Below are 25036 nucleotides of genomic sequence, written 5' to 3' on the forward strand. Positions count from 1 at the left end.
GGAATTCGACTATGGCTACAATTCATGTCGATGGAAAATCGTATGAAGTCAACGGCTCGGAAAACTTGCTACAAGCATGTTTGAGTCTTGGCATTGATATCCCATACTTTTGTTGGCATCCATCCTTAGGTTCTGTCGGTTCTTGCCGTCAATGTGCTGTCACTCAATATGCGAACCCTGAAGATACTCGTGGTCGCTTGGTGATGTCATGTATGACGCCTGCATCTGACAATACCTACATCTCGATTGAAGATGACGAAGCAAAAAATTTCCGTGCTTCTGTTGTTGAATTCTTGATGACCAACCACCCACACGACTGCCCAGTCTGTGAAGAGGGTGGTCACTGTCATTTACAAGATATGACTGTAATGACTCAGCATGACCGTCGTCGTTACCGCTTCACAAAACGTACGCATTACAACCAAGAGCTAGGCTCTTTCATTTCTCATGAAATGAACCGTTGTATCGCGTGCTACCGTTGTGTGCGTTACTACAAAGATTATGCAGGTGGTACGGACTTTGGTGTGTATGCAAACGCTTCGCGTGTTTACTTTGGTCGTCCAGAATCAGGTACTTTAGAATCTGAATTCTCTGGTAACTTGACTGAAGTTTGCCCAACAGGTGTATTCACAGATAAAACACACTCTGAACGCTATAACCGTAAATGGGACATGCAGTATGCGCCAAGCGTATGCCAAGGCTGTTCTTCAGGTTGTAACATCTCTCCGGGTGAACGTTATGGCGAACTACGTCGTGTAGAAAACCGCTTTAACGGCGACGTGAACCAATACTTCCTTTGCGATAAAGGTCGTTTCGGTACAGGTTATGTGAACCGTGAAGATCGTCCACGTCAACCACAATTCCGCTCTGGTGCAAATGTGACTACAGTTTCTGTAGACCAAGCATTGGATACCGTAATTGAAAATATCCAAGGCAAAAAAGTATTGGGTATCGGTTCACCACGTGCGTCACTTGAATCAAACTTCGCGCTTCGCGAACTTGTAGGTCAAGACAACTTCTCAACAGGTATGTCTCAAAAAGAGCAAAAACTTGTTGAGCTTGCAGCTTCTATCATGCAAACCGAAGGTGTTTATAACCCTGGTATGCGTGAAATTGAAAGCTACGATGCTGTGTTGATTTTGGGTGAAGATCTGACTCAAACTGCACCACGTATGGCTCTATCTGTTCGCCAAGCTGCGAAAAATAAAGCTAAAGAAATGGCTGCAGAGCGCCGTACGCAAGAGTGGTTGGCTGAACCTGTACAACGTATTGCTCAAGATGCCAAATCTCCGATTTACATCCTTGCTGCCACTCAAACACGTTTAGCTGATGTTGCTACCGGTGAAGTTGTTGCATCACCTAACGACATTGCACGTTTAGGTTTTGCGGTCGCTGCTGCTGTGAAAGGTGAAGTGATCTTAGGTTTGGATGACGATGCAAAAGCATTTGCACAAACTATTGCTGACACTTTAAAAGCTGCGAAAAAACCATTAATCATCTCTGGTACAAGCTTGCAAGACGCATCAATCATGGAAGCTGCTGCACAAGTTGCACAGAACCTTGGTAATGCGGGCTTAACATTGACTGTTCCTGAAGTGAACTCAATGGGCTTAGCGATCTTTGGTGGTCAAAGTTTAGAACAAGCATTCGCACAAGATTACGATACCGTGATCGTGGTGGAAAATGACCTTTATCGTCGTTTACCAGCTGCTCAGGTAAATGCTGCACTTTCTGGTAAAGAAGTGATTGTACTTGATCATTCTGAAACTGAAACTGTGAAAAAAGCCAACATCGTACTTTCTGCTGCTTCATTTGCTGAAGGTGACGGTACTGTTGTCTCTCAAGAAGGCCGTGCACAACGTTTCTACCAAGTGTATGACCCAAGCTACTACAAACCAGAACTTGCGATCAAAGAATCTTGGCGCTGGTTACATGCCATTGAAACTGGCGTGAAAGGCAAAGCGATTTCTTGGACAGTTCTTGATGACGTGATTGAGTCAGTAGCGAAAAACGTTCCTGCACTTGAAGCAATTCAAGATGTAGCACCAGATGCTGGCTTCCGTGTACATGGTCTGAAAGTGGCACGTGAACCACGTCGTTACTCAGGTCGTACTGCGATGCGCGCACCACTTTCTATTCATGAACCAAAACAACCAGTCGATAAAGACTCTGCGTTGACGTTCTCTATGGAAGGTTATGTAGGTAACCAAACTCCAGCTTCACTTGTACCATTTGCTTGGTCTGCAGGTTGGAACTCACCACAAGCTTGGAACAAATTCCAAGACAACGTGGGTGGTCACTTAAAAGGTGGTGATGCAGGCGTTCGTTTATTCGATCGTTTAGCGAAACGTCCAGCACGTACATTCGTTGCACCTGCACCTGTTGCGGTTAATGGTGAGAGCTTCCGTCTTGTGCCGATGCATCACATCTTCGCTTCTGGTGAATTTACAGTGAAAACACCTGCGATGGAATCGCGTATTCCTGAAGCAATGTTTGCTGTGGGTGAACAAGATGCAGCACGCTTAAATGTTCAAGATGGTCAACGTATCGCTGTGAAAGCAGGGGATGCTGAAATCGTCCTTCCAGTTCAAGTGATTGAATACTTACCTACAGGTTATATCGGTTACCCAGTGGGTCTAGCACCTACAGTATCGCTTGCAGAACCTGTTTCAGTCGCGGTAGGAGTGTAATTCATGGAACAAGAATTAATCCGTCAAACGCCGCTGTGGGCTGAAAACTGGCCAATCGCCTATTCAGTTCTTCAAGCAATTGTGATCTTACTGGTTGTGGTATTGATCGCTGCGTTGATGTCTTTTATTGAACGTCGTTTACTTGGCTTGTGGCAAGACCGTTACGGTCCGAACCGTGTAGGTCCGGGCGGTATGTTCCAGATTGTTGCCGACATGCTGAAAATCATGTTCAAAGAAGACTGGACACCAAAATTTGCTGATAAATTGACTTTCCGTATGGCTCCAGCAGTTGCGATGGCAACTGCGGTGCTATCGTTCATGGTTATTCCTGTTTCACCTTATCTAGGTGTATCAGACATGAGCATCGGTCTATTGTTCTTTATGGCAATGGCAGGTATCGCGGTATACGCAGTATTGTTCGGTGGTTGGTCATCAAACAACAAATATGCATTATTGGGTGGTCTACGTTCTGCAGCTCAAACCATTTCGTATGAAGTGTTCTTGGGTATTTCATTGATGGGTGTGGTTGCAATTGCAGGCTCATTCAACATGCGTGAAATTGTAGAAGCGCAACGTGATGTTTGGTTTGTAATTCCTCAGTTCTTAGGTTTCTTAATCTTTGTGGTTGCGGGTGTTGCGGTAACTCACCGTCATCCATTTGACCAACCAGAAGCAGAACAAGAATTGGCGGAAGGTTACCATGTCGAATACGGCGGTATGAAATGGGGTATGTTCTTCGTTGCGGAATACGTCAACGTCGTACTGATCTCTGCATTAATCGTGACTTTATTCTTCGGTGGTTGGTTAGCGCCTTTCAACCTAGATATTCCATTCATTCCAGCTGCGTTCTGGTTCATTATTAAAACAGCATTCTTTGTCATGATGTTTGTCTTGGCTCGTGGCTCTTTAATGCGTCCACGTTATGACCAAGTCATGAACTTTGGTTGGAAAATTTGCTTGCCATTGGCGTTGGTTAACCTTCTGGTAACTGGTGCTGTGATTCTAATGAATCAGGCCTAAGACAGCAGGGAGAATAAAATGTTTAAATTTCTAGCTGGATTTGGGTCAATTGTACGTTCGTTGTGGATGGTATTCTCACACGCGACACGTAAACGTGACACCATTTTATATCCAGAGGTTAAAGCGGAAGACATCGTACCACCACGTTTCCGTGGTCGTATCGTGTTAACGCGTGACCCTGATGGTGAAGAGCGCTGCGTTGCATGTAACCTTTGTGCGGTTGCATGTCCAGTCGGTTGTATTTCACTACAAAAAGCTGAAAAAGAAGATGGTCGTTGGTATCCGGAATTTTTCCGTATCAACTTCTCACGTTGTATTTTCTGCGGTATGTGTGAAGAAGCATGTCCTACGACTGCGATTCAAATGACACCTGACTTTGAGTTAGGTGAGTATGTTCGTCAGGACTTAGTATATGAGAAAGAAAACCTTCTTATCTCAGGTCCTGGTAAATACCCAGACTATAACTTCTACCGCGTAACAGGTATGGCTGTTGCCGGTAAAGATAAAGGTCAGGCTCAACGCGAAAGCACACCAGTTGATGTACGGAGTCTATTACCATGATGTGGCCATTTTATTTGATGGCGCTTGTGGCCATCGTCTCTACCGTTCGTGTTGTAACTAACACGAACCCAGTACACGCTTTATTAAGCTTGATTATCTCTTTACTTGCAGTTGCAGGTATCTTCATGATCGTGGGTGCGCCGTTTGCCGGTGCCCTCGAAATTATCGTTTACGCTGGCGCAATTATGGTGCTGTTCGTATTCGTCGTGATGATGCTGAATCTTGGTCAAAATACAGTTGAACAAGAAAGCAAATGGCTGACTTCTTCAGCGTGGGCATATCCTGCGTTGATGAGCTTCCTAATGGGTCTAATCCTTGTTTGGATGTTGAAGTCAGACTACACAACTGCTGGCACTGTCATGGGTACTCAAGTTGTCGGTCCGAAAGAAGTGGGTACTTCACTCTTTACTCAGTACTTATTGCTGGTTGAAGTTGCTGCGATGTTATTGCTTGGCGCACTTGTCGCTGCATTCCATCTTGGCAAACGTGAGCCAGGTGCAGAAGAGGACAAAGAATAATGGGCAACATCCCTTTAGAACATGGTTTGATCGTTGCAACCATTCTTTTTGCACTGGGTTTTTACGGTGTGATGGTTCGACGCAACCTACTATTTATTTTAATGAGCCTTGAAATCATGATGAACGCTGCTGCTTTAGCGTTCGTTTTGGCAGGAAGCGCATGGGCACAGCCAGATGGTCAAGTGATGTTTATCTTGATCTTAACGCTTGCTGCAGCAGAGGCGTGTATCGGTCTTGCGATCGTCCTTCAGTTCTATCATCGCTTCCATCATCTGGATGTGGATGCTGCTAGTGAGATGCGCGGATGAGTTATTTATATTTAACAGTACTTTTCCCGCTAATTGGTTTTATCCTGTTGGCGGCAGGTCGTAAAAGCCTTCCTGAATCAGTTGCTGCAATTATTGGTGCAGGTTCAGTTGGTCTTTCAGCTTTATTTGCATTAATTGCCGGTATTGACTTTGTTAATAATGGTTCAGTTGCAACAACTCAGCATCTTTGGACTTGGTTCAGTGCAGGTAACTTAGCACCGGGCTTCACGCTTCATTTAGATGGCTTATCATTATTGATGATGGGCATGATCACAGGTGTGGGTTTCTTAATTCACATCTTTGCAACATGGTACATGCGTGGCGAAGAAGACTTTGCACGTTTCTTCTCATACTTCAACCTATTCGTAGCAAGCATGCTGCTTTTAGTGTTGGGTGACAACTTAGCGTTGTTATTCCTCGGTTGGGAAGGTGTAGGTCTATGTTCATACCTATTGATTGGTTACTACTACCAAACACCTGCAAACGGTTTTGCTGCAATTAAAGCATTCACTGTGACACGTGTGGGTGACGTATTCCTACTGATCGCATTGTTCTTGATCTACCAACAATTCGGCACTTTAAACATTGCAGAAGTTGTAGCTGCTGCGCCAACAGTTTTGGCTCAGAGTTCTTCAATTGCGATTTGGACTGCATTGATGTTGTTCTTGGGGGCTGCAGGTAAATCTGCTCAGATCCCATTACAAACATGGTTGGCAGATGCGATGGCTGGTCCTACACCAGTATCTGCATTGATCCACGCAGCAACAATGGTAACAGCGGGTGTTTACCTATGTAGCCGTATGTTCAGCGTGTTTGAACAAGCGCCAGAAGTGATGATGTTCATTTCAATCACGGGTGCGGTAACATTGTTGGTTGCGGGCTTTGCTGCATTGGTACAAACAGACATCAAACGTATTCTTGCTTACTCTACTATGAGTCAGTTGGGTTATATGTTTATGGCTGTAGGTGCTGAAGCTTACCAAGCTGGTCTATTCCACATGCTGACTCACGCATTCTTCAAGGCATTATTATTCTTGTCTTCTGGTGCTGTGATTTTGGCTTACCATCATGAACAAAACATCTTCAAGATGGGTGGTCTATTCCACAAAAACAAATTCTTGTTTGCTTGTTTCGCGATTGGTGGCGGTGCATTGGCAGCGATTCCATTCATCACGATCGGCTTCTTCTCGAAAGATGCGATTCTTGGTGCGGTATGGGTGAAAGGTCAAGCGATTGCAGTTTATGACTGCTTGTACTGGACTGGTGTAGCAGGTGCGTTCTTAACTTCAATTTATACATTCCGTCTTATTTGGGTTGTATTCTTTGGTAAAGAAAACACGCCTTACCACGAAATCAAAGGTGTTACTTACTGGGGTCCATTGGCGATTCTTGCAGTGCTTTCAACTGGTTTAGCTTATGTATTAAAAGCACCAGTAACGAATATTTTAAATGCTGCACAAATCCCAGCGTTTAATATTCCAGAAGCACTAGAACACGGTATGCATAGCGCTGAATACACAGCTGTTGGTATTGCACTTGCAGGTCTTGCAGTTGGTGTGGTGTTATTTGCCTTTGCTTATGGTGCAGTGAAATCGTTCGCGAAAACTTCACTGGGCGCGGGTCTTGCAAATATCTGTCGTAATGCACTTGGTTTCGATGCTTTGTACAACATTGTTTTCGTTAAGCCTTATTTACTACTGGCTAAAATCTTTGGTCGTGATCCAATTGACGGCTTATGGCTTGTATTGCCTGCACTTGTTAAAGGCGGTAATAGCTTTACAAGTTCACGTCAAACAGGTTCATTGCGTGAATACGCATCTAGTATGGCATTCGGTACGTTTGCATTACTATTGATCCTGGTCGTGATTCAGGTCGTGGGGAAATAAAATGGAAACTCCAAACAATTTAATTCTACCCGCTCTGATCCTTATTCCGTTCATTGCAGGTTTTGTATGCTGGCTTGTCGATAAACTCGACAAGCACTTACCACGCTATATTGCCTTAATTGGTATGCTATTAACGTTGGTGTTAACCGTCGTTTTATGGCAAAGCGGTACTTATAACTACGAGTTGGGTACACAAGCTCCACAGTGGGCTGCTCAATTTAACCTACCGTGGATTACCACTTTAGGGATTAACATTCACCTTGCGGTGGATGGTCTTTCACTGCTTATGGTAGGTTTAACTGCATTACTGGGTGTACTTGCGGTCGGCTGTTCATGGGGTGAGATTCAAAAGAACGTTGGTTTCTTCCACTTAAACCTACTGTGGTCTTTAGGTGGTGTGATCGGTGTATTCTTAGCGATTGACATGTTCCTCTTCTTCTTCTTCTGGGAGATGATGCTGGTACCAATCTACTTCTTGATCGCACTTTGGGGTCATAAAGGGGCAGAAGGTAAGTCACGCGTTTACGCTGCAACTAAATTCTTTATCTATACTCAGGTTGCGGGTCTGATCATGTTGATCGGTATCTTGGGGCTAGTGGTTGTTGGCTTCCAACTTCACGGTCAAATCAGCTTTAACTATGACTTCTTGATGAGTGTTGCACACACTGTTGAGGCGAAAGCTCCAGCACTTGCGTATGCATTCATGATCTGTATGTTTATTGGTTTTGCGGTAAAACTTCCAGTTTTCCCATTACACGGCTGGTTACCAGATGCACATGCGCAAGCACCTACAGCGGGTTCTGTAGACCTTGCAGGTATCTTGATTAAAACTGCTGCTTATGGTCTTTTACGTTTCGTAATTCCATTCTTCCCAGTAGCATCTGCTCAGTTTGCTGACATCGCGATCATTCTTGGTCTAATCGGTATTTTCTACGGTGCATGGTGTGCATTCCAACAAACAGACATGAAACGTCTGCTTGCGTACACATCTATTTCGCACATGGGCTTCGTACTTCTTGCCTTGTATGCAGGTAACATCCTGACATTCCAAGGCTTGATGATTATGATGCTGGCTCACGGTCTATCTTCTGCTGCATTGTTCATTATGTGTGGTCAGGTTTACGAACGTCTGCATACACGTGACATGCGTTTGATGGGCGGTATTCGTGGTCAGTTCCAATACCTTTCATTCTTCTTAATGTTCTTTGTTGCGGCACTTGTAGGTATTCCGGGTCTAGGTAACTTCATCGGTGAATTCCTGATCTTGATGGGTTCTTATGACAAGTTCCCTGTGTATACAATTCTTGCTGCAGTAAGCTTAGTATTTGCCGGTCTTTACGGTTTAATCCTGATCCACAAAGCGTTGTTTGGTACACCAAACGAAGAACAAAAACAGCATTACGCAAATCCGTTGAAAGACTTAAATGCGCGTGAAGTTGTGATTCTTTTAATCTGTGCTCTTGGTCTAGTATGGCTTGGTCTATTCCCACAAAGCTTCCTTGATATTTCAAATTCAAGCATGGCGTGGATTGCAAATAGCTATATCCCAGTTCAAGAAGTCGTTGATGTTGTGCAGCAGATTGCTGTACAACCTGAAAATGTGGAGATGCAATAAGCCATGGACTTCACAATGTCATTTTCTGAGCTTATGCCATTAGCTCCTGTGATGATCGTGGCTTTAACTGCGATCGTCGTGATGTTGCTAATTGCAATCAAGCGTAACCACAATTTAGTTGCAACGACTTCCGTTATCGGTCTGAACCTTGCAGCCTTTTATATTATTTTTGTTTTCGTTGCAGGGCAGTATGCACCTGCAAACGTAATGAATTTGTTCATCGTAGATCCATTTACGATGTTGTACCAATTCGTGATTTTGATTGCAGCACTTGCTTGCTGCACATTGTCACATGCGTATATCGAAACCTATAAAGATAACCGTGAAGAACTTTATATCTTGATGCTGTGCTCTGTAACAGGTGCATTGTTAATGGTTGCAAGTTCTCACTATGCGTCTTTCTTTATCAGTCTTGAGTTAATGTCGATTCCTGTATACGGCCTATTGGCTTATACACACCAACGTTCACAGTCGCTTGAAGCGGGTGTGAAATACTTGGTGCTTTCAGCAACCGCTTCTGCGATGTTGTTGATGGGTATGGCTTATGTATATGCGTATACAGGTACAATGGCATTCGTTGCTGAACCAGGCAAAATGTTCACAACATTCAGCCAACCGGGTGTAGTCCTTGGTCTTGCACTAATTGTCTTTGCTGTTGCATTTAAATTGTCTCTTGCGCCATTCCACAAATGGACACCAGACGTGTATGCAGGTGCGCCAGCGCCAATCGCGACATTCTTAGCGACTGTGGCTAAAGTGGCAATGATCGGTCTATTCGTTCGTTACTTCTTGGCTTCTGGCTTAATCCTTTCTGACAGCTTCATTACAATCGTGACCATTATTGCAGTATTGTCTATCCTTGCGGGTAACTTACTAGCAGTACGTCAAGTGAACTTGAAACGTATCCTTGCATACTCTTCAATCGCTCACTTTGGTTACTTACTTGTTGCGATTGTAAGTGCACGTAATACTGACTTTGTTCAAGTACAAGGCTTTGCAACATTTAGCAGCGTCAACGTTTATGTGATTACTTATGTATTAACAACGATTGGTGCGTTCGGTGTTGTGACACTGATGTCTAGCCCTTACAACAACAAAGACGAAGCAGGTAGCCTTGCTGAGTACCGTGGTTTGTTCTGGCGTCGTCCAGTGTTGACTGCAACACTCACTGTCATGATGTTATCTCTTGCAGGTATCCCATTAACAGCTGGCTTCATTGGTAAGTTCCTTGTGATCAAAACAGCAGTTGCTGGTGGTTCATGGTTCTTAGCTGCGATGGTGATCCTTGGTTCAGGTATCGGTTTGTACTACTACCTACGTGTGATGGTTGTGATGTACATGACTCCACCGGAAAATCCACGTATCGACGCTGTCGATCATTGGGGTCAAAAAGTGGGTGGTATTATGGTGCTTGGCGCAGCTGCACTTGTGTTGTTGATCGGTGTATATCCAGATCCAATCATTGCAGTTTCTCAAGTGGCATACTTTGCGATCTCACCTGAATTACAACAGTTCATTTTTAGCTTAATTCAAAGTGGTTTTAACTAATGAATTAAGCAATTAATTTGCTTATTACAAAAAAGCCTCCTGTAAAGGGGGCTTTTTTATTTTTATCATTTGTTAAATAGCTTTATAATGGTTGAAATTTTATCTTAACCTTTTAGGTGTTCTCCCGTGGCTATCCATGAAATCCGTCATCCGCTTATTCGACATAAACTCGGCTTACTTCGTCGTGCAGATATTAGTACTAAAAACTTCCGTGAGCTTGCTCAAGAAGTGACTATGCTTCTGACTTATGAAGCAACGAAAGATTTACCAATGGTCGATCATGAAATTGATGGTTGGAATGGTAAAGTAACTGTAGATCGTATTGCCGGTAAAAAAATAACAGTCGTACCGATTTTACGTGCAGGTATTGGTATGTTGGATGGTTTCTTAAACCTGATTCCAAGTGCGAAAGTATCTGTATTGGGTTTAGAGCGTGATGAAGAAACTTTAGAAGCGCGTACTTACTACAAAAAATTAGTACCAGACGTACAAAACCGTTTAGCGATGATTATTGACCCAATGCTTGCAACGGGTTCATCGCTCGTTGCTGCTATTGACGTTCTAAAAGCTAGTGGTTGTAAAGATATTCGTGTCATGGTGCTTGTTGCCGCTCCAGAAGGCATTAAACGTGTAAATGAAGCTCACCCAGATGTGATCATTTATACAGCATCTGTAGACCAAGGTTTAAATGAAAACGGTTATATCGTTCCTGGTCTTGGCGATGCAGGCGATAAAATTTTCGGTTCAGTTCAAAAAGACTAATTTTTGCATCATGAACAGAAAAGGGGCTTTTATAGCCTCTTTTTTATATACTAAAGACATTGGCATAAATGGAATAGGGTATTTTATGAAGTCCGAACAATATAAAGGTAAAGTGAAGCAGTACAATCCTGAAAAGGACTTTGGCTTTCTTTCATGTGAAGAAGGTGATGTATTTTTCCATATCTCTGACTTTCCCGCAGATGGTGTCGAGCCAAAACGTAATGATCGTGTGAAATTTAATGTGGTGAAAAATGGTGATCGTTATAAAGCCATAAACATTGAGCGTGAAGAAGACAAATCTGCAAAAGCTAAAAAATCTAAAGTAGTGGCAAATAACCAGTCAATTACTTCAGCTTTGCTTTCGAATTTGCGTAAATAATGTGATTTTAAGATTTCATGGAAATCTTTGAAATTGAAAAAGAGGTCTATAGGGCCTCTTTTTTTATTATCATAAGAGTATTAAAAGAAAAGATGAGAGACAATTTTTATGTTTAAAGAGGGGAAAATCAAAAGCTATAACGTTGAGCGCGGCTTTGGATTTATACAACAAGATCAAGCACAGGATTTATTTTTTTCATATTCGTGATTTTCCTAGCCGACACATCGAACCACGTGTTGGAGAAAATCTCAAATACAGGATTGAAGCAGATCAAGGTAAATTTAAAGCGGTAAATATCATCCGTTTAGATTTGAAAAAAGAGCAGTCCACTCATGAACAGATAAATCCGTCATTTGAATCAAGGTCGGATCGAGTGAATGACCAAGCTACTCCTCACGATACAGCCAAAGGCACAGTTTGGGGCAGTAAAATCTTCAGCATGATTGGACTCATTGTAATTGTAGTATTAGCTGTGGCTGTATATGGGAAATATCAGCAGTACCAAGAACAGAAGCAACTACATTTACAACAGCTCATGCAAGAAAATGAAAATATTGTAAAAGAACAACGAAAAGCACAGGGGGATTTACCCGATCGGGTGCTGACTGAGCAAGGTGAAAAAAATCTATACGGCACAGCTTCAACGCAAGCTCAGTCTGTTGTTCAATACACTGCGCAGGCACCTTCTTCAAGTGATACGCCAAGGGCAGTAGAGAAAGCACAGTTTAGTTGTGATGGGCGTACGCATTGTAGTCAGATGCGTTCATACGAAGAAGCAGTGTTCTTTAATAATAATTGTCCAAATACGAAAATGGACGGCAATAATGATGGCGAACCATGTGAACGCCAATTTAAAAATAGATAAAAAAGCGCCTTAAGGCGCTTTTTTTATTTTTCACAAAATTGCATAAAGGCTTTGAGACCCGGTCCTTGGTATTTCTGACGATGTACCAACATGAATAATGGACGGGCTAGTTGCCAGAACGGCGTATCTAAAATCACCAATTGACCTTTTTCACGTAAAGGCTCAATCGCAAGTTTAGAAATACATGACATACCAAGACCACCTGCCACGATTTTTAGAATGGCTTCGTTATGACCCAAGGTTAAACGTATGTTGGCATCTGGCAGGTCTTTTAAAATTGCGTTGTCAAATACTTCACGTGTGCCTGAACCTTCTTCACGTAAGATCCATTCCACGTTATCAAAGTCAGCTGCAGTGAGTGCACGATCCAACTTCGCTAAAGGGTGCTCTGGGGAACAGCACACGGCAAGTTCATCGTCACGCCAGTGAATACATTGCAGTTGTGGTAGGTGGCATGAACCTTCAATTAAGGCCAAATCCAACTGAAATTGGTTTACCGCTTCAATCATTTGGCGGGTATTGCCGACTTGAAGTTGTAAATGTGCTTGAGGCTGAATTTGTAGGAAATCTGCCATGAGGTCTGGCATCAGGTAGTCGCTGATGGTCAGGGTAGCGCCCAAACGTAGATCAATACTTTGTAGTTCGCCTTTCGCTGCTTGTTCAAAAGCTTCGCAGCGCCCTAAAATTTCCAAAGCTTGTGGCAATAAAAAACGACCCAAGTCATTCAATTGCAAGCGTTTACCAAGTCGGTCAAACAGTGGAGCACCGAGACCATCTTCGAGGTCTGCCAATGCCATACTTGCTGCACTTTGAGTAAGTTTGACAGCATCACTGGCTTTGGTAACGGTACCTTCTTGAGCGACTGCTACAAAAACAGCCAACTGGCGTAAAGTCATGCGCATGAATCAGGCCTTAACATTTAAAAAATATTAATAAATTATGCTGTCATGCTAACATGAGCACAGTCTGTCACGCCACGTTCAAATCATGTCAATTGAAAAATTTAGCTTAGAAAAGGTTTTATCTGTACACCGTTGGACCAATACTTTGTTCAGTTTTACCATGACACGCCCTGCACATTTTAAATTCACTGCTGGTCAGTTCGCTCGAATTGGTTTGAAAGTGGGCGATGAATTGGTGGTTCGTGCCTATTCTGTGGTGTCGTCACCCTTTGATGAAACTTTAGAATTTTTCTCTATCGTCGTTCCTGACGGTGCGTTTACTTCAAATTTGCAGCATCTACAAGTGGGCGATGAGCTGTATTTAGAAAAAGTGCCTTATGGCTTCCTCACTTTGGCGCGTTATCAGTTGCCATTGCCGAAGGACTTATGGTTGTTGGGTACAGGAACGGGCCTAGCCCCTTTTTTATCGATGCTACAAGACTTTGAAACGTGGACTAAATACGAAAAAATTAATCTAGTTTACAGTGTACGCACCGTATCAGAACTGGCTTATGTCGAGCGTATTCAAGAAATCGCCGAGACCTTTGGCGAAGGGCATACGGGCTTCAAATTTATTCCTATTGTGACACGTGATCCAAATGCACCATTGCATGACCGTTTACCAGTTTTAATTGAAAATGGCGAATTAGAACAGGCGGCTGGCTTAGCATTTAATGTGGAAACGACGCATGCCATGCTGTGTGGTAATCCACAAATGGTTGATGATACCAAAGCAGCATTAAAGGCGCGTGGTTTGACTATGAACCGTCGTGGTGAAGGAAATATTGCTGTAGAAAATTATTGGTAATCTGCCATGAAAAAAAGCTCATCGATGGATGAGCTTTTTTATTTTCGGAAATTAAATAACTGATGTTATGCATGCAAAAGTAATTTTGCATTTTTAAAATGATTTTTAAGCCAATTCGATGGAGTCTTACATCAAGGGAATGAATAAAGTGATTAGCCTTCGGCTGGAGGTACTCTTACGAAGCACGCTTCTCATTAGGCAAAATGAGAAGCGTGCTTCGTAAGGAAACCATCTTGCGGTGCAATGCACCTCACCGACAAAACTCGTTCACTAGCATCTAATTATCTAAAGTATCGCAAAAACATTTTTGATTAGAAGAAGTCCTATCTCAAACACTTGCGGATGACGTTACCGCGTATCGTACTTTTATTTGAATCAAATTACGCTTCTGATGTTACTGCGTAAAATCAGTTAAATAAACGTTTTGATATTAATGCAGAATTTTATTTAAGAACTGCTGCGCTCGTTCACCACGAGGGGCATTAAAGAAATCATCTTTACTGCAGTCTTCCACAATTTTTCCTTGATCCATAAAGATCACACGGTCCGCAACCTGACGCGCGAAACCCATCTCATGGGTTACACACATCATGGTCATACCTTCTTTGGCAAGACCCACCATCACATCAAGCACTTCGTTAATCATCTCTGGATCAAGTGCCGAAGTCGGTTCATCAAACAGCATGGCAATCGGGTCCATACTGAGCGCACGTGCAATCGCAACACGTTGTTGTTGTCCACCTGATAACTGTGCAGGGAATTTAGCGGCATGCGCACTTAAACCCACACGGTCTAAATAAGCCAAACCTTTTTTCTTGGCTTCGGCTTCTGATCGACCCAAGACTTTAACCTGCGCAATGGTCAGGTTTTCGGTAATGGATAAATGTGGAAACAATTCAAAGTGCTGGAACACCATACCGACACGACTACGCAATTTATTTAAATCGGTTTTTGGGTCATTAATGGAAATACCGTCGACTAAAATCGTACCGGCCTGAAAAGGCTCAAGTCCATTAACGGTTTTAATGAGCGTTGATTTACCTGAACCCGAAGGTCCACACACCACAACCACTTCACCTTGTTTAATTTGAGTCGTGCAATCGGTAAGCACTTGAAAATCTTTATACCATTTACTGACATTTTGGAGGTCAATCATCGTTTTTTGATCGGTCATACACTTAACCTCCGTTGTAATTTTTTAACTGCATAGGTAGCGATCATACTAATAGTGAAATACACCAGACCGGCAAACAGAATGTATTGAGTTAACAATGACATGAGGTCGCCTCGAACATAGTTGGTGCGGAAAAAGTCTAAGAGTCCGATGGCATAAACCATGGTTGAATCTTGGAACAGAATGATGGTTTGCTGTAAGAGAAGTGGCGTCATTTTGCGAAAAGATTGCGGCAAAATAATTAAGCGCATTGCTTGGCTATAACTCATACCGAGAGCATAAGCTGCAGAAGTTTGACCTTTAGGAATTGATTGAATCCCGGCACGGACAATCTCTGAAAAGTAAGCCGCTTCAAATAGCATGAAGGCCACGATACTCGAAACGAGGGCAGTATCAATCGTTAGATAGTTACCGGTGATCCCTGTGTAGATAAAGGGTACTGCAAAGTAGAACCACATCAGCACCAAGAGCAAAGGAATAGAACGAAAGAGGTTCACATAGCCTTTAGCAAAAATATTAAAAGCTTTAATCGAAGACAGGCGCATCAACGCCAATAAAGTCCCAATAAAGACACCACCAATGGTTGCCGTGATCACCACTTTGAGTGTGATACTGAAACCATGCCATAGCGCAGGGCCAGACGCTTGGAGGTCTTGAATAAAAGAACTGAGCCATTCCATTATTTATCTCCTGCAATTAAGCCAGGAACGCGTAGGCGTTTTTCCAGAAAATTCATGAAACCAATTAAACAGATATTGATCACGATGAAAATAATGGTGACGTAGGTATAAATTTCTATGGTGTTTTGCGTGTATTCACTGATGGTTTTCATCTGTGAAATGATTTCTGCAACACCAACCAAAGACGCGACTGAGGTGTTTTTGACACAGTTGGTCAACTCAGAGCTGAGTGGTGGCAAAATCGTGCGGAACGACTGCGGTAAGATCACATAGCGATAAAGTTGAGCCGTGCTAAATCCCATGGCATAACCTGCATTGGTTTGCCCCAAAGGAAGCGCTTCAATACCAGTCCTGACTTGCTCACAGACCCGTGCAGCTGTAAAAAGACCCAAGCCGACACTTGCAGAAATTAAGGCGGTCGTATTTGCCCCAAGGTCATTCATCCACCAGCTTTTAATTGCAGCAGGGAGGAAGTTGGGTACAACATAGAACCATATAAATAGTTGAATCAATAAGGGTACATTTCGGAAAATAGTCACGTAGGCCGTACCAATACCTCGTGCTACAGGACTCGGTAGGGTACGCATAATACCCAAGATGCTGCCGAGCACCATCGCAATGCTCCATGCCACCAAAGCGATGACAAACAGCCAGCCGATCCCAATTAAAATCCAATTCAGGTAGGTCGAATCACCTACACCTGTAGATTGGAACAGCACACCCCAATTCCAGCTATAATTCATAGGAACTCCCTATAATGAGCTTAAGCCAAAATCCGTTTGGCTTAAGCATCTTTAGAATGTTTAGGGAAAGTTATTCGTCACGGTCATGTGGATTACTAATCAATGCTTTTAATTGATCAGACATCGGGAAATTCAAATTGATATTTTTTGGTGGAATTGGCGTTTGGAACCATTTTTTATACATGTCATTGATTTCACCAGAGCTATAGGTCGCTTTGATTGCATCATCAACCACTTGTTTAAAGCCAGTATCGCCTTTACGCAGCATACAACCATAGATTTCATGAATCGGCGCTGTACCCACGATTTCCCATTTATTTGGATCTTTGGCTTTCGATTTTTCACCCGCCAGCAAAATATCATCCATCATAAATGCCGCTGCACGACCATTTTGTAGCATGAGGAAAGACTCAGCATGGTCTTTGGCAGAAATGACTTCACCAATACCTAATTCTTTTTCATGTTGACGAATATAACGCTCAGATGTCGTTCCTGCCGTGGTGACTAACTTTTTGCCTTTTAGGTCAGCAAAATCTTTAATCCCAGAGTCTTTTGCTGTAAGTAAGCGTGAACCGACCTCAAAGAAACCTGTTGAGAAATCTACTTGTTGTTGGCGTTCTTTATTGTTTGTGGTTGAACCACACTCTAAGTCGACTGTGCCATTAGAAACCAATGGAATACGGTTTTGGCTGGTCACTAAGTTATAACGGACTTTTAAATCGGGAAGATTTAATTGCTTTTTAACCGCCTCAACGACTTTTAATTGGAGATCGTGTGCATAACCTACAGGTTGGTTTGGATTATCTGCGATATATGAAAATGGAATCGATGAATCGCGATAGCCTAATACAATCGTGCCGGATTTTTTGATCTTATCTAAAGTCCCTGAGTCAGAAACAGCAGCTTCACTTCCTGCAGCTTTATCCGTTGTAGGTGCTTTATTGTCACTACATGCGCTAAGCCCTAAAGTGAGCGCACTTGCACAGAACAAAGTTGCTAAATGTTTTTTTGACGTCATCGTTAAAACTCCTTTTACCCTGATTTAATATCCACTTTTTATGATCTTGTTTCTCGTTTGATTTTATTGCTTTGTTTTTAAGAATGTTTCAACAATAAAAAAGAGATCATTTTCTACATCTTAGGTGATAAATCGAGCAAGGCTCAAGCAAAATTTATTGCCGAATTGTTACTAAGAAATGGGATAAGTTATGAACATTTTTTATAAGAAGGTTTGCTATAAGTCATTAAATATAAAATAATTTAATTTTATTGTGAAATAAATAATTAAAATAAAAGGGCATAAAAAAACCTCCAAATGGAGGTTTTCGAGATTAAACTTTAGTTTAATCTCCGTATTAATGCACAAACATATCCATAAATTCACGAATTTCTTGAATCGCTGTGTCTACGTCGGAAGTCAACCAAGTCGGTTCAAAAAAGCCAGCATAATGCTCCAGTCGATCTTGGGGAACAACTAAGCGAATCGGACATTCTTCTTCGAGCAAGCGCCAAGGAATAATAGGCACTTCATTATCTAAAAAAGCCGCAATATTTCGAATATCAATCACCATCGCATTGATGCATTCAGGGAAAGGCATCACTGAAAACTCTTCAGTACGTCGGCGAAAATATTCCAAATCACCCCATTTCAACACATAACTTGGCTTACTAAATTCAATAATGCCAATAAGATGTTGATCGCGAGTGTAATGAAGGGAACATTGATGAGTGACGTCAGTGTCAAGATCAAGCGTTACACCTTGTTGATGGTACGCCATAGATTTGATAACAGGTGAAAAATAAGGTGCATGATTATAGCTCATTTCATTCATCAAAAGCAGATAATTCCACCGGGCTCAAAAAAGCATTTATTTTGTAAGAGGTCATACAATAAAAAATGCTTTAGATTTAAATATTGCACTTAAATCTTTGCCCGATATTTGCGCCCTTATATATTGATTTATATTTGAAAATAACTGATCTAGCTCCAAAGGAAAGTATATTTATTAAACTTATCATTCGAGATTTATCATTCAAGTTACACGTTTTCACTGATTGTAATTGTTCTTCACACAATACAGGATATTGTATTGCTAGTATAAAAATTCAACTATGAACAACAAAATAGCGAGGGGAATATGACACACGATTTTAATAAACCACCCCATACCACCAGTACGGAAGAAACAACACAAAAAAAACGTATCCCTGTGTACATACTGATTTTAGTGGGTATTTTTTTAATCGCATTATTATTTTATATGTTTGCAGATATGAAGCCCTCTGCTTCGGATGCACCGCCTGATCATCCTGCACCGAATGCACAAACTGCAACAGCCAATGATACGACTAGCGGTACAGCGGGGGATGAAGCTGTTGCTAATGATTCAAATACTGCAACTGCGACAGATCGTTGATAATAATTGATGATAAACATGAGTCAGAGTTACATGAGTGCAAGATCTGAACCTTAAGTTTCTCATCAGAGTGACATAAATAAAGCCTTGGTTATGCCAAGGCTTTTTTACATTCAATTGTGAGCTTTTGTTGGAGTTATGCATACTTTGGTTGATTAAAAAATACGCAAAAACTAAGGTGGAAAAGAAAGCTTAAGTTCAAAGCACTAATGCTGTGTGATATCGCGGCATACGTAAAAATGCACATAACAACAGATCATGTATAACAATGAGGGCGAACGTATGAATGATTATCTGGGTGGTCCGCGTGGCCGTTTTGATGCCATGTATTATTGGGAACAGTTTCACCCCATTTTAAGTGCAGTAGCAATTCTCCTGATAGGTTGGGTCATTGCCTTATTGATTGCTGCTGGCGTCAAAAAAGTTTTGCAAAAATTAGGTACAAATCAAAAACTTTCAAATGCAACTGGGCACCGTTCCAATGTTGAAAATATAGTCTCCAGAGTTGTGTTCTGGATTATTTTGATCATTGCCGTCATTGGTGCACTCAATGTGCTGAATTTGACCAGTGTCAGCGGCCCATTCAGTAATATGATTCAGCAGTTCTTGTTATTTATTCCACAGCTTTTGGCTGCGGTAGCTGTAGGTTTTATTGGTTGGATCGTGGCAAGTTTGGTCAAAGTCGGTTCAAAGAAACTGCTGGATAAAACCCAACTCGATGAAAAACTCAGTTCTGAGGTTGGCGTTAGCCCAATCAGTCAAAATATCAGTGAAATAGTGTATTGGCTAATCTTGTTACTTTTCCTACCGATTGTTTTATCGATCTTGGGTTTAAACGGTCTCTTGTTCCCAATCCAAAATATGGTCACTGAAGTTGTTTCTTATCTTCCCAATATCTTTATTGCCGGTGTCATCGTCTTTGTGGGGTACATCTTGGCGAAGATTGTGCGAGGCATCGTGGAAGGCTTGGTGAACAGTTTGAGTTTGCAGCAGCAAGTCGAAAAAGTGGGCATGTTTAAAAACGCAAAACTTGCTCAAGTTTTGGGTAATTTTGTCTTTGCTATAGTCATTATCACTGCATTAATTGTGGCTTTCGAAGCACTTGGTATCGAGGCGATTTCTCAGCCGGCAACGGCCATGTTACATGAGATCATGTATGCGATACCGAATATTATTGCCGCAGGTTTAATCTTAATCTTGGCTTATGTGGTATCACGTTTTGTGGCACGTCTAGTGGTAGATGTGATCTCGGGTACTGGTGTCGATGCTGTACCTGAAAAATTAGACATTCAACGCTTTTTGGGCAATACCAAAGTGTCGGATGTGGTTGGTTGCCTGATCGTATTTTTCACCATGCTGTTTGCGGTATCTGAAGCCGCTAACCGTTTAGGCTTTGAACAAATCAGTGCCTTGATTGCGATGTTTATCCAGTTCGGTGCAAGTATTTTACTTGGTGCTGTGATCTTGGTGGTGGGCTTCTGGCTTGCCAATATTGTGGCAAATGTGGTGCAACGAGGGGAATACAACAGTTCACGTTGGTTAGGTAATTTGGTTCGTGTGCTGATTATGGGCTTGGTTGTAGCCATGGGCTTACGTGCCATGGGTATTGCCGACTCGATCGTAAATTTGGCTTTTGGTTTAACCCTCGGCGCGGTCGCAGTTGCTTTCGCTTTGGCCTTTGGTTTAGGCGGTCGCAATCCGGCGGAACGATTGTTATCAGATCTTATCGATAAAGCGAAACGCGAAGCCAATGAACCGAATCCAGTACAGGAACAGGCGAAGGCAAAAACCACATTTAATACGACTACATCGTCTGCAGCGAGTCCAACGCCATCAACATCTGTCATGACTTCTGAAGTGAAAACCGATGATGGCTATCCAAACATTCAACAGGCTGCTCCCGGCGTCAGTGAAAAAGAAACTGCGACGCCAGATCAGTTGGATGTAAACCCAAGTGATCAACCACAAAATAATCCATTTGGTTCAACTGGTGAGGCTGAAAAAGAGGTCGATGCACCTTCGGCACCTGTAGCTCCGCCAAAACCGAATGACCCTAATTAACCTGTTCTGTCTTTACAAAATCGGCCACGCTTAGGTGGTCGATTTTAATGCTCTATAAGGAATATTGTATGGCAAAAGCACCGAATAAATTTTTAGCCCCAGTGATTATTGCAGGGATCACGGTGGGTTTTTTGGCAAGCGCACGACGCTTTATTTTTGCAAAACCAAAACGCACTAATTTGGAGCAGACAGAACAATCACCGCCAAACAGTGAAAAAAATTATACCAATCAGTCCAAAAATAATGATTGAAATTTACCCGAAAATTGGTATTTTAAGTAATAGTGATATATGGAATATTACTTAAAATATAAAAACTTAGGATTCATATTGCTGTCATGAATGACACTTATGATCCGTGCAAAGGAATGGCAAAATGGGGGTAATTTCAATGCTCAATACTTTAGTATCGACACTCAAACAAACCGCAAGTGTGCAACCACAACATATTTCAGTTGCCGTTGAAAAAATGGATCTGACAATTCAACGAACTTCGACGTCGTCGGTATCATTATTTAAAACTGACTATCTTGAATAAATCAGATCGGATAAGAAAAAGGGCTGAATGAATCAGCCCTTTTTTATGCAGAGATCATCTGCAGGTTATGTTTAATTAATTCTTGTCAAGATCAAACGTATTCGGAAGCTGCATGCGCAGAAGCCCATGCCCATTGGAAGTTGTATCCACCTAAATGACCTGTTACATCAAGTACTTCGCCAATAAAGTACAAACCTTTCTGTTTTTTACTTTCCATGGTTTTTGATGAGACTTCAGTGGTATCCACACCACCGAGTGTAACTTCAGCAGTACGGTAACCTTCAGTGCCTGATGGTTTTACTTCAAAGCTTTCTAAACGGCTTGCAATGAGTTCTAGTTTTTCATCACTGATATTGCCAATGGCTAATTCAGCTTGTTCAGGCCAAATCAGATTTTGTAATTCCACAACCACGCTTTTCGGTAAGTGTTCATTGAACAGTGTGCGCAGTAACACTTTTGGTTGACTAGATTTCTTAGATTTGAGGAAATTTAAAACATCTAAAGTTGGCAGGAAATTGATGTTAAAGCGTTGACCGACATCCCAGTAGTTTGAAAGCTGCAATGAGCTTGGGCCACTTAAACCGCGGTGAGTAAAGAGTAAAGCCTCGGTAAAACTATTTAACTCATTCGATAACGTGGCTTCAACAGCATTGCCGCTCAAGCGTGTGGTGACTTCTTTAAAACTATCGGAGAAAGTGAAGGGTACTAAGCCTGCGCGAGTGGGGTAGACGGAATGTCCGAATTGTTTGGCAATTTCATAGCCAATTCCTGAACCACCTAAAGTAGGAATAGAAAGACCGCCACTGGCAATAACCACGGATTCTGCTTCAAAAAAGCCTAGATTGGTTGCCACTTGAAAGCCTTGTTCAGGCAAGGCATTGACTGCTTTTACTTCACAGTTGGTTTTAATATCCACCAAACCAGTTTTGTCACATTCTGCCAATAGCATGGCGAGAATTTCTTTTGCACCATTTTGGGTAAATAATTGCCCATGTTTGCGCTCTTCGTACTCAATGCCATATTCGCAGACCATACCAATAAAGTCCCAGTTGGTATAGCGAGTTAATGCTGAAATAACAAAGTGTGGATTATGTGAAATATAATTTTCTGGTTCGACATACAAATTGGTGAAATTGCATTTACCGCCGCCAGACATTAGGATTTTTTTGCCAACTTTATTAGCTTTTTCAACCACCAAAACTTTGCGTCCACGCTGTGCCGCTTTATATGCCGTCATTAAGCCTGATGCACCAGCACCTAAAACAAGGACATCATATTGATTTTGCGACATGGTAAGTTTCCGCGTGGAAGAAAGGACGCAGGATTATACGCTTTTTAGCGCTTCGGTTGCACCTTTCAAGCGACCTTGTAGGCCACCAGTATGGATCACTAAAACACGCTGATGTTTTGTAATCTGACCACGCTCAATCATGCAGAAAATACCTCGCAGCATTTTAGCCGTATAAACCTGTTCTAATGGGATCACATAGCGTTGTTCAAAGTCATGCATAAACTGTAAAAGTTCCGGCGTTGTTTTGGCATAGCCGCCACAGCAAAATTCATCACTGATGCTCCAATTGGTTTTCTGCGTCAACTGAGCAACATCGTCGCAAAGAAAATTTCCTTTGAGCGCAGAAAAACCAAGAACATGTTGATGTTCCGCACTGGCTTCAATTAAGCCTGTTATGGTTCCACCTGTACCGACGGCACAGCAGATGAGATCAAAATTTTGTTGATTTTCATGGCTTAAGATTTCCGTACAGCCACGGATAGCCAATGCATTGGTTCCACCTTCAGGAATGACATAATGTTCGGGATATTGCTGTTGTAATTGCGCTAAAGCGTCAACTTGTTTCATTTCTCGATACTGTTGGCGTGTGACAAAACTGAGCTGCATACCAAACTGTTCGGCGGTGGCTAAAGTCGGATTTCGGGCTTGATGTTGTAATTCTTCCCCACGGATGATGCCTAGACTGCCGAAACCAAATAAATATGCAGCATATGCAGTGGCTGCAATGTGATTTGAATAAGCGCCGCCAAAGCTAAGCACCTGTTTAAAGCCTAATTTTTGCGCCTCAATAAAATTATATTTAAGTTTATAAAATTTATTGCCCGATATTTGTGGGTGAACCAAGTCCAAACGCTTAATACACAAATTAACCCCTTGATATTGAATAGTCTGCTCAGGAATGGCGTGGGCGATAGATTCAAACATGTTGGTAATCGTTATCTTGGTGGTTAGAGGTCAAATAGGTAGGCATTGTAAAACGGGAGGTGCAGAAGATAAAATCCTTTGCATCTTGGTCAGTTCAACTCTGCTTATAGCACTTCACTGTCGATATCTGCTAACTAGCAACATCAACGGAGGTGACGACAGACATACCGGGTCTTAAGTTTTCTAAACCTTGTTGATTAGGATCAATCGCAATTTTTACGGCAATGCGTTGCACGACTTTGGTGAAATTTCCTGTGGCATTGTCAGGTTTCAATACACTAAATTCAGAACCAGCCGCAGGGGAGATTTGCTCAACTTTGCCGTAAAATTTTTGATGTTTCATGCCATCGACGCTGAACCACGCTTTTTGACCAATATGCATATCTGCAATTTGCGTTTCTTTAAAGTTGGCAGTCACCCAGCGCTGCTGTGGAATTAAATACATCAGTTGAGAGCCTGCCGCAACATATTGACCAATCCGTGGGCTGACTTCGCCAAGTTGACCATCCATAGGTGCCACAATCGTGCTGTAGTCTTTAGTGGTCACTGCCTGATCAAATTGTGCTTTGGCACTATTCACTTGCGCTTTAAGCCCTGTCGCTGCAACTTGTGCAGTTTTGAATGATTCTTTGGCAACTAGTAAATTGGCTTCTGCTTGATGAAGTTGGGCCAAACTATTTTTAGCGTCTGCAGTGGCTTTATCTTGTTCTGATTTCGATGCAGCGCCAGTATTGCCGAGTTGTTGGTAGCGCGTCATTTGTGCAAGAGCTAATTCATAGGCCGCACGTGATTGGTCCACTTTCGCTTCGGCTGCCGTAATATCTGCTCTGCGTTGTTCAATGGCCTGGCTTTGATTGGCAAGTGAGTTCTGTGCTTGTTCCACCCCAGATTCAGCCTGTGTGACTTTTTGATCATAGGTCGTTGCATCGATATGCATAAGCACTTGACCTTTTTTCACATGATCAAAATCCGTCACCAAAACATCTTTCACATAACCATTAATTTGTGATGAAAGCACCGTGGTTTTGCCTTTGACATAGCTATTTTCAGTCGACTCGATACTGTTATGAAATGGACCAATCCGCCACGCCCATAAGATCAGCGCAATTCCCAACAAGAGGATGATCAACATGAAAATCAGGGTACGCTGCGGCGTAGAAATAAGCTTGCTCGATGGTGTAGGCATAGCGGTTGCTGTTTGTGGTTGCTGCGGTGCTGCTTGCTCAGTGGGTTTATGGTCTTCTGTCATGTTGTTCTCAATATCAATTAGGTCATTTGGCTGTGGCTTATGTTGTGTAAATCGAAGAA

24 protein-coding genes and 1 pseudogene are annotated in these 25036 nt (G+C 42.3%); 16 read left to right on the forward strand and 9 right to left on the reverse strand.

Annotated elements, in window-relative coordinates; translation table 11 throughout:
• The first annotated feature begins 11 nt into the window (after positions 1 to 11).
• The 11 genes and pseudogenes from nuoG (at position 12) to FTU75_RS00590 (ending at position 12152) form a co-directional block, all read left to right on the forward strand.
• Complete coding sequence (nuoG, locus tag FTU75_RS00540; RefSeq protein WP_111884891.1) at positions 12 to 2690, forward strand: NADH-quinone oxidoreductase subunit NuoG; 2679 nt, start codon at positions 12 to 14, stop codon at positions 2688 to 2690.
• Between the two features lie 3 nt (positions 2691 to 2693).
• On the forward strand, positions 2694 to 3710 hold the full coding sequence (gene nuoH / locus FTU75_RS00545) for an NADH-quinone oxidoreductase subunit NuoH (protein WP_078191100.1): 1017 nt from the start codon (positions 2694 to 2696) through the stop codon (positions 3708 to 3710).
• A gap of 18 nt (positions 3711 to 3728) precedes the next feature.
• On the forward strand, positions 3729 to 4271 hold the full coding sequence (gene nuoI / locus FTU75_RS00550; protein WP_078191099.1) for an NADH-quinone oxidoreductase subunit NuoI: 543 nt from the start codon (positions 3729 to 3731) through the stop codon (positions 4269 to 4271).
• Positions 4271 to 4789, forward strand: coding sequence for an NADH-quinone oxidoreductase subunit J (nuoJ, locus tag FTU75_RS00555; RefSeq protein ID WP_180114857.1), 519 nt, complete (start codon positions 4271 to 4273; stop codon positions 4787 to 4789). Before nuoI ends, nuoJ begins: the two co-directional genes overlap by 1 nt.
• On the forward strand, positions 4789 to 5097 hold the full coding sequence (gene nuoK / locus FTU75_RS00560; protein WP_067665227.1) for an NADH-quinone oxidoreductase subunit NuoK: 309 nt from the start codon (positions 4789 to 4791) through the stop codon (positions 5095 to 5097). Before nuoJ ends, nuoK begins: the two co-directional genes overlap by 1 nt.
• Positions 5094 to 6983: an NADH-quinone oxidoreductase subunit L gene (gene nuoL / locus FTU75_RS00565; RefSeq protein WP_180023142.1), complete on the forward strand. Its 1890-nt coding sequence runs from the start codon at positions 5094 to 5096 to the stop codon at positions 6981 to 6983. Before nuoK ends, nuoL begins: the two co-directional genes overlap by 4 nt.
• A gap of 1 nt (position 6984) precedes the next feature.
• Positions 6985 to 8598 (forward strand): NADH-quinone oxidoreductase subunit M, encoded by a 1614-nt coding sequence (nuoM, locus tag FTU75_RS00570; RefSeq protein WP_078192291.1) that lies wholly within the window; start codon positions 6985 to 6987, stop codon positions 8596 to 8598.
• Positions 8599 to 8601: 3 nt separating this feature from the next.
• A complete protein-coding gene (gene nuoN, locus FTU75_RS00575; protein WP_078192290.1) occupies positions 8602 to 10146 on the forward strand; it encodes an NADH-quinone oxidoreductase subunit NuoN in 1545 nt (514 codons plus the stop codon).
• 126 nt (positions 10147 to 10272) lie between these two features.
• Positions 10273 to 10908 carry a uracil phosphoribosyltransferase gene (upp, locus tag FTU75_RS00580; RefSeq protein ID WP_078192289.1) on the forward strand — a complete coding sequence of 212 codons (636 nt, stop codon included), beginning with the start codon at positions 10273 to 10275 and terminating at the stop codon, positions 10906 to 10908.
• Positions 10909 to 10993: 85 nt separating this feature from the next.
• The gene (locus FTU75_RS00585; protein ID WP_180114701.1) at positions 10994 to 11287 is read left to right on the forward strand and encodes a cold shock domain-containing protein; all 294 of its coding nucleotides are present in this window, start codon (positions 10994 to 10996) and stop codon (positions 11285 to 11287) included.
• Positions 11288 to 11395: 108 nt separating this feature from the next.
• Positions 11396 to 12152: pseudogene (locus FTU75_RS00590) on the forward strand (cold shock domain-containing protein).
• A gap of 23 nt (positions 12153 to 12175) precedes the next feature.
• Here the strand turns inward: FTU75_RS00590 and gigC are convergent.
• Positions 12176 to 13054: a LysR family transcriptional regulator GigC gene (gene gigC, locus FTU75_RS00595; RefSeq protein WP_180114703.1), complete on the reverse strand. Its 879-nt coding sequence runs from the start codon at positions 13052 to 13054 to the stop codon at positions 12176 to 12178.
• 85 nt (positions 13055 to 13139) lie between these two features.
• On the opposite strand from gigC, the gene FTU75_RS00600 reads away from it, so the two are divergent.
• Positions 13140 to 13901, forward strand: coding sequence for a ferredoxin--NADP reductase (locus FTU75_RS00600; protein WP_180114705.1), 762 nt, complete (start codon positions 13140 to 13142; stop codon positions 13899 to 13901).
• Positions 13902 to 14331: 430 nt separating this feature from the next.
• On the opposite strand, the gene FTU75_RS00605 is transcribed toward FTU75_RS00600, so the two are convergent.
• From FTU75_RS00605 to FTU75_RS00625, 5 genes are all read right to left on the reverse strand, one after another.
• Complete coding sequence (locus tag FTU75_RS00605; protein WP_078191089.1) at positions 14332 to 15075, reverse strand: amino acid ABC transporter ATP-binding protein; 744 nt, start codon at positions 15073 to 15075, stop codon at positions 14332 to 14334.
• Positions 15072 to 15755 (reverse strand): ABC transporter permease subunit, encoded by a 684-nt coding sequence (locus tag FTU75_RS00610; RefSeq protein WP_078191088.1) that lies wholly within the window; start codon positions 15753 to 15755, stop codon positions 15072 to 15074. The genes FTU75_RS00605 and FTU75_RS00610 overlap by 4 nt, the downstream gene beginning before the upstream one ends.
• The gene (locus FTU75_RS00615; RefSeq protein WP_078191087.1) at positions 15755 to 16498 is read right to left on the reverse strand and encodes an amino acid ABC transporter permease; all 744 of its coding nucleotides are present in this window, start codon (positions 16496 to 16498) and stop codon (positions 15755 to 15757) included. The genes FTU75_RS00610 and FTU75_RS00615 overlap by 1 nt, the downstream gene beginning before the upstream one ends.
• Before the next feature lie 70 nt (positions 16499 to 16568).
• Positions 16569 to 17516, reverse strand: coding sequence for a transporter substrate-binding domain-containing protein (locus FTU75_RS00620; RefSeq protein WP_078192283.1), 948 nt, complete (start codon positions 17514 to 17516; stop codon positions 16569 to 16571).
• A 337-nt stretch (positions 17517 to 17853) separates the two neighbouring features.
• Positions 17854 to 18276 (reverse strand): hypothetical protein, encoded by a 423-nt coding sequence (locus tag FTU75_RS00625; protein ID WP_078191199.1) that lies wholly within the window; start codon positions 18274 to 18276, stop codon positions 17854 to 17856.
• A gap of 360 nt (positions 18277 to 18636) precedes the next feature.
• On the opposite strand from FTU75_RS00625, the gene FTU75_RS00630 reads away from it, so the two are divergent.
• The 4 genes from FTU75_RS00630 to FTU75_RS00645 all read left to right on the forward strand — a co-directional run bounded on the left by FTU75_RS00630 (position 18637) and on the right by FTU75_RS00645 (position 21513).
• Entirely contained in the window at positions 18637 to 18915 is a 279-nt protein-coding gene (locus FTU75_RS00630) for a hypothetical protein (protein WP_111884899.1), read from the forward strand.
• A gap of 282 nt (positions 18916 to 19197) precedes the next feature.
• A complete protein-coding gene (locus FTU75_RS00635; RefSeq protein WP_180034528.1) occupies positions 19198 to 20976 on the forward strand; it encodes a mechanosensitive ion channel in 1779 nt (592 codons plus the stop codon).
• A gap of 68 nt (positions 20977 to 21044) precedes the next feature.
• Entirely contained in the window at positions 21045 to 21227 is a 183-nt protein-coding gene (locus FTU75_RS00640) for a hypothetical protein (protein ID WP_180034527.1), read from the forward strand.
• Positions 21228 to 21351: 124 nt separating this feature from the next.
• Positions 21352 to 21513 (forward strand): hypothetical protein, encoded by a 162-nt coding sequence (locus tag FTU75_RS00645; RefSeq protein WP_162689753.1) that lies wholly within the window; start codon positions 21352 to 21354, stop codon positions 21511 to 21513.
• Between the two features lie 91 nt (positions 21514 to 21604).
• On the opposite strand, the gene FTU75_RS00650 is transcribed toward FTU75_RS00645, so the two are convergent.
• The 3 genes from FTU75_RS00650 to FTU75_RS00660 form a co-directional block, all read right to left on the reverse strand.
• Positions 21605 to 22804: an NAD(P)/FAD-dependent oxidoreductase gene (locus tag FTU75_RS00650; RefSeq protein WP_180034526.1), complete on the reverse strand. Its 1200-nt coding sequence runs from the start codon at positions 22802 to 22804 to the stop codon at positions 21605 to 21607.
• Positions 22805 to 22837: 33 nt separating this feature from the next.
• Positions 22838 to 23728 (reverse strand): 1-aminocyclopropane-1-carboxylate deaminase/D-cysteine desulfhydrase, encoded by an 891-nt coding sequence (locus FTU75_RS00655; protein WP_180034525.1) that lies wholly within the window; start codon positions 23726 to 23728, stop codon positions 22838 to 22840.
• A 130-nt stretch (positions 23729 to 23858) separates the two neighbouring features.
• Positions 23859 to 24977, reverse strand: a complete 1119-nt coding sequence (locus tag FTU75_RS00660) for an HlyD family secretion protein (RefSeq protein WP_180034524.1) — start codon at positions 24975 to 24977, stop codon at positions 23859 to 23861.
• Positions 24978 to 25036: the final 59 nt, after the last annotated feature.

It is taken from the genome of Acinetobacter sp. YH12140, assembly GCF_013418475.1.
Taxonomy (GTDB): domain Bacteria; phylum Pseudomonadota; class Gammaproteobacteria; order Pseudomonadales; family Moraxellaceae; genus Acinetobacter; species Acinetobacter amyesii.